Source organism: Pseudomonas baltica, assembly GCF_014235765.1.
GTDB lineage: Bacteria > Pseudomonadota > Gammaproteobacteria > Pseudomonadales > Pseudomonadaceae > Aquipseudomonas > Aquipseudomonas baltica.
In genome coordinates, this window is record NZ_JACMYH010000001.1 from 433,374 (window position 1) to 451,608 (window position 18,235).

13 protein-coding genes and 1 tRNA gene are annotated in these 18,235 nt (G+C 63.5%); 7 read left to right on the plus strand and 7 right to left on the minus strand.

The features are described from left to right. The first annotated feature begins 51 nt into the window (after positions 1 to 51). The gene (locus H7993_RS02045) at positions 52 to 2,886 is read left to right on the plus strand and encodes a bifunctional diguanylate cyclase/phosphodiesterase (RefSeq protein ID WP_244646880.1); all 2,835 of its coding nucleotides are present in this window, start codon (positions 52 to 54) and stop codon (positions 2,884 to 2,886) included. 29 nt (positions 2,887 to 2,915) lie between these two features. Then, positions 2,916 to 4,313, plus strand: a complete 1,398-nt coding sequence (locus H7993_RS02050; protein WP_185793264.1) for an FAD/NAD(P)-binding protein — start codon at positions 2,916 to 2,918, stop codon at positions 4,311 to 4,313. Positions 4,314 to 4,659: 346 nt separating this feature from the next. On the opposite strand, the gene H7993_RS02055 is transcribed toward H7993_RS02050, so the two are convergent. Together H7993_RS02055 and H7993_RS02060 are read right to left on the minus strand one after the other, a co-directional pair. Next, positions 4,660 to 5,766 (minus strand): Gfo/Idh/MocA family protein, encoded by a 1,107-nt coding sequence (locus H7993_RS02055; RefSeq protein ID WP_185793265.1) that lies wholly within the window; start codon positions 5,764 to 5,766, stop codon positions 4,660 to 4,662. A 108-nt stretch (positions 5,767 to 5,874) separates the two neighbouring features. Continuing rightward, positions 5,875 to 5,960, minus strand: a tRNA-Leu gene (locus H7993_RS02060). Between the two features lie 239 nt (positions 5,961 to 6,199). On the opposite strand from H7993_RS02060, the gene H7993_RS02065 reads away from it, so the two are divergent. The 3 genes from H7993_RS02065 to H7993_RS02075 all read left to right on the plus strand — a co-directional run bounded on the left by H7993_RS02065 (position 6,200) and on the right by H7993_RS02075 (position 11,426). After that, a complete protein-coding gene (locus tag H7993_RS02065) occupies positions 6,200 to 8,470 on the plus strand; it encodes an ATP-binding protein (protein ID WP_185793266.1) in 2,271 nt (756 codons plus the stop codon). A gap of 3 nt (positions 8,471 to 8,473) precedes the next feature. Next, positions 8,474 to 8,935 carry a response regulator gene (locus H7993_RS02070; RefSeq protein ID WP_122477893.1) on the plus strand — a complete coding sequence of 154 codons (462 nt, stop codon included), beginning with the start codon at positions 8,474 to 8,476 and terminating at the stop codon, positions 8,933 to 8,935. Positions 8,936 to 9,047: 112 nt separating this feature from the next. After that, positions 9,048 to 11,426: a hybrid sensor histidine kinase/response regulator gene (locus tag H7993_RS02075; RefSeq protein ID WP_185793267.1), complete on the plus strand. Its 2,379-nt coding sequence runs from the start codon at positions 9,048 to 9,050 to the stop codon at positions 11,424 to 11,426. Between the two features lie 18 nt (positions 11,427 to 11,444). Here the strand turns inward: H7993_RS02075 and csrA (H7993_RS02080) are convergent, their stop codons facing one another. Further along, on the minus strand, positions 11,445 to 11,639 hold the full coding sequence (gene csrA / locus H7993_RS02080) for a carbon storage regulator CsrA (RefSeq protein ID WP_185793268.1): 195 nt from the start codon (positions 11,637 to 11,639) through the stop codon (positions 11,445 to 11,447). 209 nt (positions 11,640 to 11,848) lie between these two features. On the opposite strand from csrA (H7993_RS02080), the gene H7993_RS02085 reads away from it, so the two are divergent. Next, positions 11,849 to 12,166, plus strand: coding sequence for a hypothetical protein (locus H7993_RS02085; RefSeq protein ID WP_163007559.1), 318 nt, complete (start codon positions 11,849 to 11,851; stop codon positions 12,164 to 12,166). A gap of 87 nt (positions 12,167 to 12,253) precedes the next feature. On the opposite strand, the gene csrA (H7993_RS02090) is transcribed toward H7993_RS02085, so the two are convergent. From csrA (H7993_RS02090) to H7993_RS02100, 3 genes are all read right to left on the minus strand, one after another. After that, positions 12,254 to 12,451: a carbon storage regulator CsrA gene (gene csrA / locus H7993_RS02090; RefSeq protein ID WP_122477900.1), complete on the minus strand. Its 198-nt coding sequence runs from the start codon at positions 12,449 to 12,451 to the stop codon at positions 12,254 to 12,256. 256 nt (positions 12,452 to 12,707) lie between these two features. Next, positions 12,708 to 14,525, minus strand: a complete 1,818-nt coding sequence (locus tag H7993_RS02095) for a glycoside hydrolase family 15 protein (protein WP_185793269.1) — start codon at positions 14,523 to 14,525, stop codon at positions 12,708 to 12,710. Beyond that, complete coding sequence (locus H7993_RS02100; protein WP_122477903.1) at positions 14,518 to 15,318, minus strand: glucose 1-dehydrogenase; 801 nt, start codon at positions 15,316 to 15,318, stop codon at positions 14,518 to 14,520. Before H7993_RS02100 ends, H7993_RS02095 begins: the two co-directional genes overlap by 8 nt. Before the next feature lie 153 nt (positions 15,319 to 15,471). On the opposite strand from H7993_RS02100, the gene H7993_RS02105 reads away from it, so the two are divergent. Beyond that, positions 15,472 to 15,615, plus strand: a complete 144-nt coding sequence (locus tag H7993_RS02105) for a hypothetical protein (protein ID WP_163007541.1) — start codon at positions 15,472 to 15,474, stop codon at positions 15,613 to 15,615. A 60-nt stretch (positions 15,616 to 15,675) separates the two neighbouring features. Here the strand turns inward: H7993_RS02105 and H7993_RS02110 are convergent, their stop codons facing one another. Further along, complete coding sequence (locus tag H7993_RS02110) at positions 15,676 to 18,180, minus strand: excinuclease ABC subunit UvrA (RefSeq protein ID WP_185793270.1); 2,505 nt, start codon at positions 18,178 to 18,180, stop codon at positions 15,676 to 15,678. Between the last annotated feature and the right edge of the window lie 55 nt (positions 18,181 to 18,235).

Consider the following 18,235-nt stretch of genomic DNA (forward strand, 5'->3'; position numbering starts at 1 on the left):
ATGAGTTCCGATTCCCCGACCTTTGCCGAGTTCGGCAAGGGCTCTACGCCCATGCTCGAGGCAGCATCGCTGGAAGCGATTCTGCAGCAGGCCCGTGAATGGCCCCACAGCACTGCGTGGGCGTGGTATCGGGCGGGCGAACAGCTGCATCTCGAAGGCCAGGGCGACCTGCAGCGACACTGGCCCCTGGTGCTGGCCAACCACGAACTGCAGCGTTTCTGCGAAAGCTGCAGCCTCCAGTTGTGGCCGACCGGGCAGGGCGAAGGGGTACTCGGCTGGCTGATGGCCCCTGTGCACGTCACCCACGACGGGGCCCTCGCCGACCTGGCCGCTGCCATCGGTCGCCAGGTGCAGACCGACGCTCTGGCCCGCGCGCAGATCACTCAACGCGTACTTTACGAAATCACCTACCTGGCCAGCTCGACCCGCGACCGCGGGATTTTCCTGGTGGGTGTACACAAGCTCCTGGCGAGCCTGATCGATGCAGAGAACTTCTACCTGGCGCTCTACGATGCGCAAAGCGGCAAGATCACCTACCCCTACTACGTGGACGTCATCGACGTCGAAGCGCTGGAAGCGGAAAACTACGAGTACCTGACCCCCGAACATCTGTCGCTGACCGGCCAGGTATTGACCAGCGGCCAGCCCCTGCTGATCGACGCCAAGGGTATCGCCCTGGCAGGGCGGCAGGGGCGTTTCCACTGCGTGGGGCACATCCCCGAATTCTGGATGGGTTCGCCGCTCAAGAACGCCCGCGATGAAGTGTTCGGCATGATCGCCATGCAGGTCTACGACGTGGAGCGGGCCTACAGTGCGGAAGACCGTGCCCTGTTCCTGGTGGTCGCCCGGCACGTTGCCATGGCTCTGGATCGGATTCTGCATCGTGCCGACCTGGAAGAAACGGTGTCGCGGCGTACCCAGGAATTATCCCAGCTCAACGCCGCGCTGCGTCTGGAAGTCTCCGAGCGCAAGCGCGCAGAGCACCTGCAGGTCGCGCTGTTCCAGATCGCCGAGCTGTCGAGCAAGCCAGGCGAAATCGACGGCCTCTATCACAGCCTGCACGTGATCGTCGGCGACCTCCTGTATGCACGCAACTTCTACATTGCGATCTTCGACGGCGAAAGCGGCGAAGTCAGCTTTCCTTACTATGTCGATGAGCAGCTCACCGGCCGCCCGCAGCCGCGCCGGGGGCGGCGTGGCCTGACCGAGTACGTGATTCGCCAGCGCTGTGCCTGCCTGATCGACTTCGACGCCGCGACGCGTCTGATGATCCAGGGTGAAATCGAAGACAGCCGCGAGCTGGTCCGCTCGCAATCCTGGCTCGGTGTTCCGCTGTTCGACGATGATCGCGTGCGCGGCGTACTGGTGGTGCAGAGCTACGCCAGTGACGTGCACTACACCCTGCGCGACCAGGACCTGCTGACCTTCGTCTCGCGCCACATCGACACCGCGCTGTCGCGCCGCAGCGCTGCCGAAGCCATCTACGAAGCCAACCTGCGGCTGGAAGCGCGGGTGCAGAGTCGAACGCGCGAGCTTGACCATGCCAACGCCAAACTGCAGTACGAAAACGCCCACGACGCACTGACCGGGCTGCCCAATCGCATTCACCTGCAGCAGCGTCTGGCCCAGGCCTGGGACCAATACTGCTCAGATGGCCGTGAACTGGTGGTGATGTTCATCGACCTGGACCGTTTCAAGATGGTCAACGACAGTTTTGGTCATCACTTCGGCGACCAGTTGCTCAGGGAAGCCGGTGCGCGCCTGCGCAGTTGCCTGCGTGAAGATGACCTGCTGGCCCGCCTGGGTGGCGACGAGTTCGCCGTGCTGGCGCCGGATTCGAACCTGGAAGCTGCCGTGGAAATTGCCGAGCGCATTCTGGTGGCGTTCGATCGGCCCTTTTTCATCAATGCCCACGAGGTGTTTTCCTCGTGCAGCATCGGCATCGTCGGCGCCGACAGCCAGTTCCACAGCGAGACGGCCGACTTGCTGCGTGACGCCGACAAGGCGATGTACCGGGTCAAGAATGCCGGTCGCGACAGCTACGCAGTGTTCAACCAGGCATTGCGCCGCGAAGTCTCCGACCAGGTCGAACAGGAGGGCGCGTTGCGCAATGCGCTCAAGCGCAGCGACGAACTGCTGCCCTATTTCCAGCCCATCGTCGACGTACAGACCGGCGAGGTGCGGGCGCTGGAGGCCTTGATCCGCTGGCACCAGCCGGACGGACGCATCATCGCCCCCGGGCATTTCCTGCCCGCGCTCGAAGGCCTGCGGCTGATCGGCCGCCTCGACCTCTACATGCTGACCTGCGTAGCGGAAATTCTCGCCCAGCCGGCGCACGCAGACTGGCCGCCGGTGCACGTGAACTGCTCCAGCTACAGCATTACCCGCAGCGGGTTCGCCGACGAAGTGCTGGCGGTGCTCGCGCGGCATCACGTAGCGGCCTCGCGAATCTGCCTGGAACTCACCGAGGGCGCGCTGGTGGCCGAGCCGGCCATGGCGCAGCGGACCATGCAGCAGCTGGCCGAGCACGGCATGAGCGTGGTGCTCGATGATTTCGGAGCCGGTTTTTCATCGCTCAGCTACGTTCACCAATACCAATTCAACGGGTTGAAGATCGACAAGTCGTTCATTCTCGAATTGACCAGCAGCGCGCGCAGCCGGGCGATCGTCCGTGCCATCGTGCGCATGGCCGAATCGCTCGGGCTGACGGTCGTCGCCGAAGGGGTGGAGGACCTTGCCACCCTGCAGTTGTTGCGCGAGATGGGTGCTTCCCAGGCCCAGGGCTATTACTTTGCCCGGCCCGCAGCGCTGCACGATCTCGATCTGGCCGCTTGCCGGGGCATCGTGGCGGCGTCGCAGCGGCCGGGTGCCTTGCATGACGTATGATCGGCGCCATCGTCCTTGAGAACTTACCCATGACCGATGTTGTATCCAGGCACGCCGATGTAGTGATCATCGGTGGCGGCTTGAGCGGGACCCTGCTGGCGGTGCAGTTGCTCAGGCAATCTCACGCACGGCGGATCGTCATCATCGAGCCGCGCCCCGAGCTCGGCCGAGGTGAGGCTTACAGTGCCACCGAGTTGGGGCACACCCTCAATGGCAATGCGGCGCGCATGAGCGTCGACCCCGGCAACGCCGACGACCTGACCGAATGGCTCACCCGGTTCATCGACGACGGCGGGTGGCCGCAGTCGGCCGAGCAGTCGCTGCCGGTGGCGGAGCTGTTCCCGCCGCGCGGCATCTTCGGGCTCTATGCCCAGCAACGCCTGGCCGAGGCACGTGCAGCGGGTGCCCGGTACGGGGCCACGGCAGAGCATGTGCGCGCGCAGGCGATCGATCTGCAGACCCATGCCGAGCAGGTCGAGATCACCCTGGACAACGGCCAAGTGTGGTACGGGCGCCAGGCGGTGCTGGCCACGGGCATGTTTCCCGCCGCGCGCACCGCCTTGAAGGCGCCGGGTGGTCTGAACGCTGGGGCGGTCGACCCGTGGGACGTGCAGGCCATGCGTGGCCTCGACCGTCAGGCCCGGGTGTTGATCATCGGCTCGGGACTGACCATGGTCGATGCCGTGGTCTCGCTCGACCAGGCCGGCCATCGCGGGCCGATCACGGTGATTTCGCGGCACGGTCTGTGGCCTCATGTTCGTCGCCAGCCGCCGAGCTGGCCGGATTTCCTGGCGGCGGCCGACAATGTGCGCAGCCCGCGCCAGCTCATGGCCGAGGTGCGCAAGCAATGCCGCCAGGCGCTGCAGCAAGGCGTCGACTGGCAGGCGCCGCTGGACACCGTGCGCGTGCATATCGCCCGGCTCTGGAGCCAGGCCAGCGAACGCCAGAAACGCCAGTTCGTACGCCATGTACGGCCCTGGTGGGAAAGCCACCACCATCGGTCACCGCCGCCCAGCGACGCGCTGGTGCAGAGGCTGATACGCGAGGGGCGGCTGACCCTTCAGGCGGCCAGCTATCAGCGCGCCGACGGCACGACCCTGACGATCCGCCGGCGGGGCGAATCGACATCTGTGCAGCTGCAAGGGGATGCGTTGATCAATTCCAGTGGTATCGAGTATGACTGGCGGCGGGTCGACAAGCCGTTGCCGCGCCAGCTTCTGGCGCGTGGCTTGATCCGGCCGGGACCCTTGGCCCTGGGCATAGAGGCTGACGTCGATGGTGCTGTCTTGGACGCCCAAGGGCTGGTCGCCGAGCGACTGTTCGCCATGGGCCCGCCGTTGCGGGGGATGTGGTGGGAGAGTACCGCTGTGACCGACGTCGCGGCGCAGGCCAAACGCCTGGCAACGACCCTGCTGAGCCGCTGCTGAACCCGCAGTGCACTCGCTACACCGCAGCGCGCCCTTCGCGGCCACGGACCGCTCCTACGGGGATTGCGGTTCCTCTTTTCGGGCGGTCATCGGCTGTGAAAGGGGTGTTCGGTACAGCCTACGGACCGCAGCGCGCCCTTCGCGGCCACGGACCGCTCCTACGGGGGTTGCGGTTCCTCTTTTCGGGCGGTCATCGGCTGTGAAAGGGGTGTTCGGTACAGCCTACGGACCGCAGCGCGCCCTTCGCGGCCACGGACCGCTCCTACTGGGGAACCCCAATCTTCGTAGGAGCGGTCGTCGGCCGCGAAGCAGGCGCTGCGGTCATTCAGGCAGATCGGTGCACTGCTCAGTCGTTGGGTTCAGTGGTATTGACGTACGGCGGCACCTTGGCCAAGGTCAGCGATCGCGCCTGATCGGCCTGAATGCCCTGGCGCGAAGCCAGCGGCTCGAGCTTCTGGATCTCGCCGGTCTGCAGCGAGCGCTCGATGGCGGCCAGCACTCGCACGTCACGCCAACCTTCGTCACCATCCGCTTCAGGCTGGCGATCTTCGAGAATGCACTGAGAGAAGTACTCCGTCTCGCCGCCGAACTGATCGACCACCGGGAAGGTATGAGCCTGCGTTTCGCCGTCGATGATCGCGCGATAGGCAATGGCGACGCCTTCACCGAAACCGAAGCAAGGCGATGCCTCGAACTCCCCCTTGGTACCGATCAACTGGAACCGCTCGGTTGCCGGCAGGCTGTAGCTGACGGTGAACGTAGCCTGACGCTGCTCGGAGAACCGCAGAGTCACACTGACGGTGTCTGGCGTGTTGATCGGTCGTCCGGGTGTCTGCGCGCCTACAGCATGCACTTCCAGCGGCTCGCCGCCGAACAGGTTGCGCACGGCATTGAGCGGGTAGGGCCCCATGTCCGCCGCCGGGCCGGCCCAGAAACCGCTTTTCATCCGGTGGTTCTCGGCATCGGTGTGTTGCGTGAAGGTAGCGGTAAACAGCCGTGGCTCACCAATATCACCCCTGCGCACGCGCTGGACCATGTCCACCGTGCCAGGCTCGCAATGCAGACGGTAGGCGATCATCAGCTTGGCCTTGCCACGCTCGGCAGCCGCATTGATCGCCAAGCAGTCTTCCTCGCTGGCAGCCATGGGCTTTTCCAGCAGCACATGGATACCGGCTTCGAGCGCCGGGACGGCGAATTCGCGATGACGGAAGTTGGGCGTGGCCAGGTAGATCGCATCGATCTCGCCCGACGCCAGCAGTTCGGGAAACTGCTCGTAGCTGTAGCTCTTGAGGTCATACATCGCAGCCAGTTCATCGGCCTTGATCGGGTCGCCGGTCACCAGTGCAGTCATCACCGAATTGCTGGTCTGGTCCACACCGGGCATGAACGCACCTTGCGAAATCCAGCCACCTGCAACCACGGCGTAACGAATTTTTCCCTGAGCATCAGGCATGGGTCGGGCCTCCTTGTGTCACCAGGCGAAATGCGTGGCGTATAGGAAGTCGGCAAGCTGAGAGGACAGGAGTTCCCGAAGATTGGGAAGAAGGGGGAGAAATCGAGATGGTGCGAGGTGCGGGAATCGAACCCGCACAACCAAAGGTCGTCAGATTTTAAGTCTGATGCGTCTACCAATTTCGCCAACCTCGCATAGTCGCGCATCATACTGATTAGGCTGAGAAATGTCATGCGCTAATGGTTCGATGGCGCGGCCTGCCAAACATGCACTCGCGGTGGCTAAAATCAATTTGCCATTATTGAACGTAAAGCCTACACGGCGCGTCCTAATTTGCTAAGGTGGTAGCCGATTGTAAGTTTTTCACATGCCACGGTTGGCGACCATGCAATGGCTTGCAGCGCTGCGCTGATAGGCCGCCAGGAGATTCACTGTGACATCACGCGAGACTTCGGTCCTGCTCGCCGCTGCCATCGAGCAGTGCGCGAGCGAGCCCATCCGTACGCCGGGCAGCATCCAGCCGCAGGGTTTCATGCTGGTGCTCGACGCCGCCGCCCAGCGTGTGCTGCAGGTCAGCGACAACGTCCGCCATTGGCTGCAGCTCGAGCCTGCGCATCTGCTGGAAACGCCGGTCGCCGACCTGATCGAGCGAGGTGCGGCACTGTCGGCGCGCCTGGCCGCCTGGTCCGGGGAAGAACAGCAGCCATTTCATTTCGCCGATGTGCGCTTCGCCCAGGGCAGCCGTCGCCAGATTGCCACGGCGATGATGGTGCACCGCGTCGACGGGGTGATCGTCGCCGAGTTCGAGCCCGCTGCCGATGAGGCCCATGCCTATGGCGCCTTGTACCCAATGGTGCGGACGTTCATTGGCCAGTTGCACAACGCCCAGGACATTCTCGAGTTGTGCGAGCGCTCGGTGGTCGAGGTGAAGCGCGTGACCGGCTTCGGTCGGGTCAAGGCCTACAGTTTCGACGAGACGGGCAACGGCACCGTGCTGGCCGAGGCACGGGACGAGGGCTACCCCAGCTACCTGGGGCTATGCTTCCCGGCGTCCGATATTCCGCGTCAGGCCAGGGAGCTGTACTGCATCAACCGCATCCGGGTGATCGAAGATGCCAACTACCAGGCATCGCCGCTGATGCCGGCCAACAACCCCCTGACCGGCGAGCCGTTGGACCTCAGTCATGCAGCACTGCGCAGCGTTTCACCCGTGCACGTGCAGTACATGCGCAACATGCAGACGATGGCGTCGATGTCGATTTCCATCGTGGTCGACGGTCGGCTCTGGGGTCTGATCTCCTGTCACCACGACCAGCCTCATGCGGTCGGTTTTCAGACCCGTACCGCCTGTGAGCTGCTGGGCAGCGTCCTGTCGCTGCAGATCGAAACCAAAGCCATCCATGCGCAGCATGAGCGCATGCTCGAACTGCGTCGGCAGATCGTCCAGCTGCTTTCCGCCATGGCCGACAGCGACAGCGTGCGTGCCGGCCTGCTGACGCTGCCCGAGACCTTTCTGGGCTTCGTCCGCGCCAGCGGTGCGGCGATCATCGCCGAGGCTCGCTGCGAGTTGCTGGGTGACACACCTCCGCAGGCGTTGGTCGATGCGCTGGCAGTGTGGCTGGCCGAGCGCGGCGGGCAGGAAATATTTCACAGCGACAACGTCGGTCGGGACCTGCCCGAGCTGCCCGAACTGGCGCGTTACTGCGGCGGTGTGCTGGCCGTGGCGATTTCCGAGATTCATTCCCACTATTTGATCTGGTTCAAGCCGGAGCAATCGCACACGGTGACTTGGGCAGGGCGGGCAGAAAAAAGCCTGGACAGTGCCGGTGTGCTCAATCCACGCGCCAGCTTCGATAGCTGGAAGCAGGAAGTCAGCGGCTTCTCAAGCCCCTGGGACGCACTCGAGATCGAAGGCGTACACGAACTGCGCACCGCCGTGCTGGGCATCGTCCTGCGCAAGGCCGAGGAACTGGCGCAGTTGGCGGGTGAACTGAAGAAATCCAACAAGGAGCTCGAGGCGTTCTCGTACAGCGTGTCCCATGATCTGCGTGCACCGTTGCGCCACATTGCCGGCTACGCCGAATTGCTGGCCGATTTCGAAGGCCCCAAGCTGTCCGAGCGAGGCTTGCGTTTTCTCGAACACATCGGCGAGTCGGCGCGGTTTGCCGGCACCCTGGTCGACAACCTGCTGAGCTTTTCCCAGATGGGCCGTTCGGCCCTGCGTTTCACCGACGTCGACCTCAACGCGCTGGTCGAGTCCATCCGCCTGGAGATGCAGCCCGATTACGAAGGTCGCGATCTGCAATGGCAGGTGGCGGCACTGCCGCGCCTGGTGGCCGACGCCGCGTTCGTGCACCTGGCGCTGCGCAACCTGTTGTCCAATGCCATCAAGTACAGCCGCACCCGCGAGCATGCGGTGATCGAAGTCGGCGCTTACCAGCAGGACGCCGAGACGATCATTTTCGTGCGTGACAATGGCGTGGGCTTCGACATGGCCTACGCCGGCAAGCTGTTCGGGGTGTTCCAGCGCCTGCACCGCATGGAAGAGTTCGAAGGGACCGGGATTGGCCTGGCCAGCGTGCGCCGCATCATCGAACGACACGACGGCCGGGTGTGGGCCGAAGGCGCCCTGGATCAGGGCGCCACTTTCTACATGGCGTTGCCGCGACGCGCACATTCCGCCAGCACGAATTCACCGAGGTAAGCGATGCTCAAACCTATTCTTCTGGTCGAGGACAATCCCAAGGACCTGGAGCTGACACTGGTGGCGCTGGAGCGCAGCCAGCTGGCGAACGAAGTCATCGTCATGCGTGACGGTGCCGAAGCGCTGGACTACCTGCTGCGCCGCGGCAGTCATGCGGCGCGTGACGCGGGCAACCCGGCAGTGCTGCTGCTGGATCTCAAGCTGCCCAAGGTCGACGGGCTGGAAGTGCTCAAGGTCGTCCGCGAAACCGAGCAGTTGCGCAGTATTCCGACGGTCATGCTGACCTCTTCCAGGGAAGAACCGGATCTTGAACGCGCCTACTCACTTGGAGTGAACGCTTACGTGGTCAAGCCGGTCGAATTCAAGGAATTCGTGTCAGCCATTTCCGACCTGGGTATTTTCTGGGCGGTGTTGAACGAGCCGCCACCTGGCTCGTCACGAATCGTTCGTCGTCCCGGCTCTTGAGTCCTGCTCGCGCTGTGTGACGGTCGGGACCCAACCACACCCAGCGCGCCCCACCCAATGGCGCACGGATGGCGCACAGCGCGCCACACTCCAGCCACGTATTCGGATCTCTATGCCGCCCAAGCCTTTGCAACTGCTGTTCGTGGAAGACAGCCCCCTCGATGCCGAACTGGCGCTGATGACCCTTGAGCGCGCGGGCGTGGCCGTCGAGTCGACCCTGGTGTTCAATCATCAGGGTGTGGAGCAGGCGCTGGCGGACGGTGCGTTCGACCTGATTCTGTGTGACTACATGCTGCCAGGCTCATCCGGCCCTTTGGTGCTGCAGGCAGCGCAGCGCCTGGCGCCGATGACGCCGTTCATCTTCCTGTCCGGGGTCTACGGCGAAGAGCATGCGGTCGAGATGATGCGCCAGGGCGCCATCGACTATGTGCTCAAGCAGAACCTGAGCCTGTTGCCCCGTGCCATCCAGCGTGCCATGGACGAAGTCCACGAGCGTCATCGTCGGCGCGACGCAGAGCGTTCCCTGCAGCACGCCGAAGTGCGTGCGCACATCGCCACCAACGCAGCGCGCATGGGGGTCTGGGACTATGCGCCGCGCAGCGATACGTTGCTCTGGGACGAACGCTGCCGGGCACTGTACGAGCTTGACCCCGCTACCGAAGTCAACCTGGCGCTGTTTCTCGACTACTGCCACGACGAAGATCTGCCCGTGGTTCAGGAACGCATGACTGCGGCCCTGACGGTCGACGATGGGCGGTTGTTTCACATCGAGTATCGCGTGCGTCTGGCCAGCGGTACCCTGCGCTGGATTGCCAGCCACGGGCAGGCCTTCTTCGAAGAGGGTGCGTGCGTGCGTTTCACCGGCGTCATTCAGGACATCACCGAGCAGAAGCAAGCCACCCAGGCCCTCGAGCAGCTCAACGAGATGCTCGGTGAGCGGGTGGTCAAGCGTACCCGCGAGCGCGACCGCACCTGGGAGCTGTCCCGCGAGTTGCTGGGGGTAATGCGCTTCGACATGTCGCCGGTGTCGCTCAACCCCGCGTGGGAATCCACACTGGGCTGGACCCGTGAGCATCTGGGCAGCATCCAGTTGTGGGAGATCATTCATCCCGACGATCTCGCGGCAACCCGCCGCGAGACCGAGAACATCGCCAACGGCAATGTCTCGACCCGCTTCGTCAACCGCATGCGCCACGCCGACGGAAACTACCGTTGGTTGTCCTGGACCATCGTTCCGGACGAGGGGCTGATGTACACCGCCGTGCGCGACATCACCGGTGAGCGTGAAGTGCTGGATGAGCTGGCCGGTGCCAACCATCAGCTGCGCGAGCAGATCGACGAGCGCCAACGCATCGAGGCCACGCTGCACCAGCTGCAGCGCCTGGAAGCGGTCGGCCAGCTGACGGCGGGTGTGGCGCACGACTTCAACAACCTGCTGACGGTGATCCTGGCCAGTACCACCTTCATTGCCCGCGATTTCGAAAAGGGCAGGACCGAACGCATTCAGGGCCGCCTGCAGAACATCAAGGAGGCGGGCGAACGCGGTGCCAAGCTCACCGGTCAGTTGCTGTCCTTCTCCCGCCGCCAGCGCCTCGAGCCGGTGGCGGTGAACCTCAACGGTACCGTGGAAGGCATGATCGAGCTGTTGCAGCGCACCCTGGGTGGCAGCATCTGGATCGAAACCGACACCGCGCCCGACCTGTGGAATGCATTGGTGGATCCGACCCAGACCGAGATGATCATTCTCAACCTGGCGATCAACTCCCGCGATGCCATGCCCGGTGGCGGCACCTTGCGCCTGTCCACGGCCAACGAAACGGTAAGCATGGCGGCGCAGCGTCCGGAAGACCCGGAGCCCGGCAACTACGTGGTGCTGTCGATCCAGGATTCGGGTACTGGCATGAGCCAGCAGGTGGTGGCCAAGGCCTTCGAGCCGTTCTTTACCACCAAGGAAGTGGGCAAGGGGTCAGGCTTGGGTCTGGCTCAGGTGTTCGGCTTTGCCAAACAGTCGGGTGGGGGCGTGGCCATCATGACCTCGCCGGGCTACGGCACCACTGTGAAGGTCTACTTGCCGGGCGTTCCGGATCAACTCGTAGCGCAGGCAGACGAGCCCGCCTATGTCGCTGCCGCTCATGACGAAAGCGAGCGCCAGACTATACTGCTGGTAGACGATGATCACGACGTGCGGGAAGTGACGGCGACCATGTTGCAGGGCCTCGGCTACAGTGTGATCGAGGCCGACAGTGCCGAGCAGGCGCTGAACAAGTTGGACCCCAGTGTCGACCTGGTACTGACCGACTTCGCCATGCCTGGCACCAACGGCGGCGAGTTGGCGCATATGATCCGCCGCCGTCACCCACGATTGCCGATCGTGTTCGTGACCGGTTATGCCGAGCTCGAGGGCCTCGATTCCGAGCACTATCCTTTGGTCCAGAAACCCTTTCGCGAGCAGGACCTGGCGAGCAAGATCAGCGCTGCATTCCGTGCCTAGCAACGGCTGCCAGCCGACTCAACGGCCAGCTGCCTTGGGTACCATGGGTACGCCGGCCTTGATGCGTTCGTAGATTTCCTGACGATGCACCGCCACGTCCCGTGGCGCATCTATGCCCAGGCGGACCTGACCGCCCTTGACGTCGATGATGGTGATACGAATATCGTCTTCGATAACGATGCTTTCGTCAGTGTTGCGCGTCAATATCAGCATGATGGAATCCTTGCGCTCGAGGGATTTCGTTCCTGGCATCTCTGATTAGTGACGTATGCCGTGTGGGAATAATTCCCTTGGATGCGCATTTGTCGTCGGCGAGATTTCCTACCGCTGGGTTGTACTGAACCACGGCGCTTGTAGAGGGTCGGTTATATAAGGCATCGCCTTGATTACCCACAAGAGGTAGGCATATGACAGACGTAGAATTGGAAACCACCAAGCAGTTCATGGAATGGGAAGACTCGTCAGCGAACTATCTGGACGAGCAGGTTCGCCATGAGGAAACGCTCAAAAACGGCTGCCGTATCGTGGTGCGTGCGCGCAAGATCGGCGAAGACAAAATTTCGGTGTTCTTTGGCACCTACGGCGTGGATGGCCGGGTGATCAAGGAACAGACCGAAATACGCGATGGATTGACATGTGCCAAGGATGCACTGGCGTTCGCCACGGACAAGGCAAAGCGTCATGCAGGGGGTGGGGCAGGGGCTCCAGACGACAATCATCACCAGGCAACGCCTGTCTGACCGTGTGAGCGGTGACTTCGCGCCGCTGTGCAGCTTGGCTGAAGCCAGCTGCATGGCGGCGTTCGAAGGACCGCGGCAAGTGGCCGATCAGGCCTGGCCATCTCCCTTTTCCGGTGCAGGGCTGCCTGCCTGGATACGCTTGAAGATTTCTTCGCGATGTACCTGTACATCCTTCGGCGCATCGATGCCGATTCGCACCTGCATCCCTTTCACGCCAAGGATAGTGATCTTGATGTCGTCATGAATGACGATGCTTTCGCCTACCTTGCGGGTGAGTATCAGCATGAACGGCTCCTTGATTCCTTTGCTTAGAATTTATCCGGTGTTTGTAGGGTGTCGATTGCTACCTGAATACGGACGCAACGTGACAAATTTAATTCCCTCGAAGCGCCCTGTTTGTGGATACGCGGCAGTCATGGCACAACGAGTGGCACTAGGCGCCAGTATGGCGTGGTTCTGTACAGGCGCCTAGCAGATTGGCATTACGTTTGGTTTATCGGGGCGATAGTGGCACTCTTGCCACCATCGCTGAAACGAAACCCTAGGGTTGCCACTGGGTACGCTGGCCACTCAGCTTCCTGTCAAGAAAGCTGGCGGCGCTGATCAGTGCCAGATGGCTCAATCCCTGGGGGGTATTGCCGAGATGATGGCCATGCCGATCGAACTCTTCGGCGAACAGACCCAGCGGGTTGGCATAGCGCAGCAACTGCTGGAACTCCAGATGCGCCTTTTCTACCTGTCCAGCCCGCGCCAGGCACTCCACATACCAGAACGAGCAGGCGGTGAACGCACCTTCATCGCCGGGCAGGCCATCATCCTGGCGGTAGCGGTAGACCATGCCGTCACGCACCAGGGTGCGCTCGATTGCCTCCAGTGTGCTCAGCCATTGCGGGTCGCTGGCACCCACGAAACGCACCAGTGGCATCAACAGCATGGAACCGTCGAGCTCGACGCTGCCCAGCTTCTGTACGAAATGCCCAGCATCGGCGTTCCAGAAATTATTCCAGATGTCGTCGTGAATCGCCTGGCGTTCCTTGTCCCAGCGCTCGAATGGAGCTGGCAGCGAACGCTTCTCGGCCAGACGCAGGGCCCGATCCAGAGCAACCCAGCACATCAGGCGTGAGTGCAGGTAATGCTCGGGCGGGTTGCGCATTTCCCAGATGCCGACGTCCTTCTGATGCCAGCTGCTGCACACTTTGTCGACGATGTGGGTAACGTGTTTCCAGCCTTGGTGGGAGATCGCCTCGCCGTACTTGTTGGCCAGGTACACGGCGTCCAGCAGTTCGCCGTAGATATCCAGCTGAACCTGATCATGGGCGCCGTTGCCCACCAGCACCGGCTTGGCACCGCCATGCCCGCTCAAGTGATCGAGCTCGGACTCTGGCAGCTCTTCGCGTCCGTCCAGGCCATACACCACGCCCAACCGGGCTGGCTCATCGCAGCATTCGCCGACGCGATCGCGCACCCAGCGCATGTAGTCGTTGGCCTCGGTGGTGAAACCCAGGCGCATGAAGGCATACACGGTGAACGATGCATCGCGGATCCAGGTATACCGATAGTCCCAGTTGCGCACGCCGCCGGGGGCCTCGGGAAGGCCGAACGTGGCGGCGGCAATGATCCCGCCATGACGGCGCGACGTCAGCAGTTTCAAGGCCAGTGCAGAGCGATCGACCATCTCGCGCCAGCGACCCTTGTAGTTCGAATGGCCGATCCAGTTGCGCCAGAACGCCAGGGTTTCGTCCAGGCATGCCTGGCCTTCACCGGCACGCACCATCGGGTCTTCGGCGCCGCCGAGGATGAATTCGGCGCATTCGCCTTCCTTGAGTTCGAACACGGCGATGGCGCTGTGCGCCTCGATGCGCAAAGCCTGGGTTGCCGACAGCCGCAAGGTGGGCTGGCCTTCGGCGCTGAAGCAGACGTCCTCGCCGCTGGCGTGGGCCTGGGTATCGGCGCGGCTGTAGTCGTGCCGAACCCGGCAGCGCAAGCGGATGGTGGCAGTGCCGTTGCGCACTTCTACCCGACGTATCAGCCGGGGCAGGGCGTCGGCCTCTGCGGCGACCGGCATCAGGTCGGTGACCTCGACCACTGCGTCCTGGTCGATCCAGCGGGTTTGCAACACGTTGCTGTCGGGCAGGTAGATCTGCTGGCGACGCGCGCCGGGCAGGTCCGGGGCGAGTTCGAACACACCTGCGCGATCGCAGTCCAGCAGGGCCGTGAAAATGGAAGGGCTGTCGAATTCCGGCCAGCAGCAGAAGTCGATACTGCCGTTGTCCGCGACCAGCGCGGCGCTGCGCATGTCGCCGATGATGCCGTGGGCCTCGATCGGGCTTTGCAGGGTGCTGCAGACGTCTTCAGCCATTGTTTCGGAACCCCGGATACAAGCTCATGCCACCGTCGATGAACAGCGTGGTGCCGTGCACGTAGTCACTCAGATCGGATGCCAGCCAGACGACCGCGTTGGCGACGTCGTCGACCTCGCCGACACGGCCGTAGGGAATCAGTTCGAGCAGCTTCTTCTCGGCGTCGCCTTGGGTGTTTTCTTCGTTGATGGCGGTGCGAATCGCGCCAGGGGCGATCGAGTTGACGCGAATGCGCTGCTCGCCGACTTCCTGGGCGATGCTGCGCATCAGCAGATCGATGCCGCCCTTGGAGGCGGCGTAGTTGACATGGCCGGCCCAGGGAATCAACTGGTGCACCGAGCTCATGTGGATGATCTTGCCGGCCGCCCGCGACAGCCAGGAGCGCGGGCCCTGTTTCTGGAACTGTCGCAGGGCGGCGCGCGCGCAGAGGAATTGGCCGGTGAGGTTGACCTCGATCACCTTGTTCCAGTCGGCCAGGGTCATGTCGACCGTGGCAGCATCACGCTGCAGGCCCGAATTGGCGACCAGAATATCCAGTGCGCCGTAGGTGTCGATGGTGGCGGCGAAGAGTCGCTCGACGTCGTCTTCCTTCGACACGTCCGCGCCCACCGCAATGGCTTTGCCACCCGCTTCGCGGATCTCTGCAACCAGGCGTTCGGCGGGCTCGGCGTGGGAATTGTAGTTGACGACCACAGCGGCCCCGGCGGCGGCCAGTGCCTTGGCGGCAGCGGCGCCCAGGCCGGAGCTGGCGCCGGTGACCAGGGCAACCTGTTTGTCCAATGAAATCTGCATCCGGGATGATCCTCCAATAATGGCGTTTCAATGCTGACTGGCGATGCGGTGCGGGAGTTCAGCGCAGAAACGTTTGGGCACGAATGCCGAAGGCAGCTGCCTAAATCAAGTACCGGCTCGATGAGCCGTCCAGCCCCTGCCAGGAGAGACACCGTGGACAAAGAATCCAAGCGTGAAGACCTCGACCACAAGCCGGAAAATGCCGGCAAGGTGGGTGAGCAACACAAGCGCGCCAACCAACAGGGCGAAAAGGCCCGCAGCCCGTCCGACGAAGGCCAGAGCAAGCCGGTCGGTTGAAGCAACCCTGGGCAGCCCCGCGCGCTGGGGCTGCCGCTAGGTGCACTCGGTGGACAGCCGCTATGCAGGTTCCGCCAGTGCGCTTTGCAGGTAGGCCGCAGTGCGGCTGGCGCTGACCTTGGCCACGTCTTCCGGGCGTCCGGCGGCCACGACTTTGCCGCCTTGGTCACCGGCCTTCGGGCCGATGTCGATCACCCAGTCCGCCTGCGCAACCACGCGCATGTCGTGCTCCACCACGATCACGCTGTTGCCGGCATCCACTAGATGATTGAGTTGCTGCATCAGCCGGTCGACGTCGCTGGGGTGCAGCCCCGTGGTCGGCTCATCGAGCACGTAAAGCGTGGCGCCCCGCTGGTTGCGCTGCAGCTCGGTAGCCAGTTTGATGCGCTGTGCTTCACCGCCGGACAGTTCGGTGGCCGGTTGGCCCAGGCGCAGGTAACCCAGGCCGATGTCACGCAGCACGATCAGTGGCCGCAGCACTGCCGGCTGTTCGGCGAACACCTCGCACGCCTGGTGGACCGTGAGCTGCAACACGTCGGCAATGCTGCGGCCTTGCCATTTCACTGCCAGGGTCTTGGGGCTGTAGCGCGCGCCGTGGCAGGTCGGGCAGGGGCTGAACACGCTGGGCATGAATAGCAGCTCGACGCTGACGAAGCCTTCGCCTTCACACTCGGGGCAGCGCCCCTTGGCGACGTTGAAAGAAAACTGCCCGGCATCGAAACCGTGCCGCTGCGCATCGGGGGTGGCCGCGAACAGCTTGCGTACGGCGTCGAACAGCCCGGTGTAGGTGGCCAGGTTCGACCGCGGCGTGCGACCGATAGGCTTCTGGTCGACCTGCACCAGGCGCTTGATGCTGTGCATGCCTTCGACGATATACCCCGATTCGGTCTGCGGTACGGCGTCTTCGAGCACGTCCTCGACGTCTTCGCGAGCCTGGCCCAGATGCTCGCCCACCAGTTCCAGCAGCACCTGGCTGACCAGGCTCGATTTACCCGAGCCGGAAATCCCGGTAACGGCCGTGAAGCACTGCAGGGGAAAGTCGGCAGCGACTTTGTGCAGATTGTTGCGGCTGACGTCGGCCAGCTTCAGCCAGCTTGCGGTAGGCCGACGCGGGCGCGGCAGCGGCACGGCGCTGCCGTACAGGTAGGCACGGGTCTGCGACGCGTCGACCTGGGCCAGCCCTTTGGGCGGTCCGCTGTAGAGCACCTGGCCGCCTTGCTCGCCCGCCAGTGGCCCGACATCCACCACCCAGTCGGCGCGGCTCATGGTGTCCAGGTCGTGTTCGACCACGAACAATGAATTGCCTGCCGCTTTCAGCCCTTGCAGGGCGGCGTGCAACGATTCGCCATCGGCGGGGTGCAGGCCGGCGGTCGGTTCGTCCAGCACATAGACCACGCCGAATAGCTGCGAGCCCAGCTGGGTGGCCAGGCGCAAGCGCTGCAGCTCGCCCGAGGACAAGGTGGGCGTACTGCGCTCCAGCGCCAGGTAGCCCAGACCAAGGTCGATCAGGGTGTTCAGGCGACCCAGCAGGTTCTGCGCAAGCTGCTCGGCGGCCATGCGCTTCTCTTCACTGAGCTTCTTGCCGACTTGCTTGCCATCTGCCACCGGCTTGAGTTTCTGCGCCAGCTGGGTGAGCGGCAGTCGCGAGAACTCACCAATGTCCAGCCCGGCAAAGGTCACGCTCAGTGCTTCCGGCTTGAGCCGCTTGCCTGCGCAGACTTCGCACGCGGCACCGATCATGAACTGACTGACGCGCTTCTTCATCAGCGCGCTTTGCGAGTGGGTGAAGGTGTGCAGCACATAGCGTCGTGCGCCGGTGAAGGTGCCCTGGTAGCTGGGCTCCAGCTTGCGCTTGAGCGCGTCGCGGGTCTGCGCCGGGGTCATTCCGCCGTACACCGGCACCGTCGGCGTTTCCTCGGTGAAGAGAATCCAGTCGCGCTGCTTTTTCGGCAGGTCACGCCACGGCACGTCGACGTCGTAGCCCAGGGTCACGAGGATGTCGCGCTGGTTCTGGCCCTGCCAGGCTGGCGGCCAGGACGCGACCGCGCGCTGGCGAATGGTCAAGCTGTCGTCGGGCACCATGGTTTTTTCGGTGACCTCGTACACCCGGCCCAGGCCGTGGCAATGCGGGCATGCCCCCTGTGGCGTATTGGCCGAGAAATCTTCGGCGTAGAGCATGGCCTGGCCAGGCGGATAGGCGCCGGCCCGCGAATAGAGCATCCGTACCAGGCTGCCCAGGGTGGTGACGCTGCCCACCGACGAGCGTGTGCTCGGCGTGCCGCGCTGCTGCTGCAAAGCCACGGCCGGCGGCAGCCCCTCGATGCTGTCGACATCGGGCACCCCGACCTGATCGATCAAGCGCCGGGCGTAGGGCGCCACCGATTCGAAATAGCGTCGCTGGGCTTCGGCGTACAGGGTGCCGAACGCGAGAGACGACTTGCCCGAGCCCGACACCCCGGTGAACACCACCAGGGCATCGCGGGGAATATCGACGTCGACGTTCTTGAGGTTGTGTTCGCGCGCGCCGCGAACTTGGACGTAGCCGCTGGGAGCGGTAGGTTTCATGAAAAGCCTTGGAATGTATGAGCGTTGCTATAACCGACCGCAGTGGCCACGCACA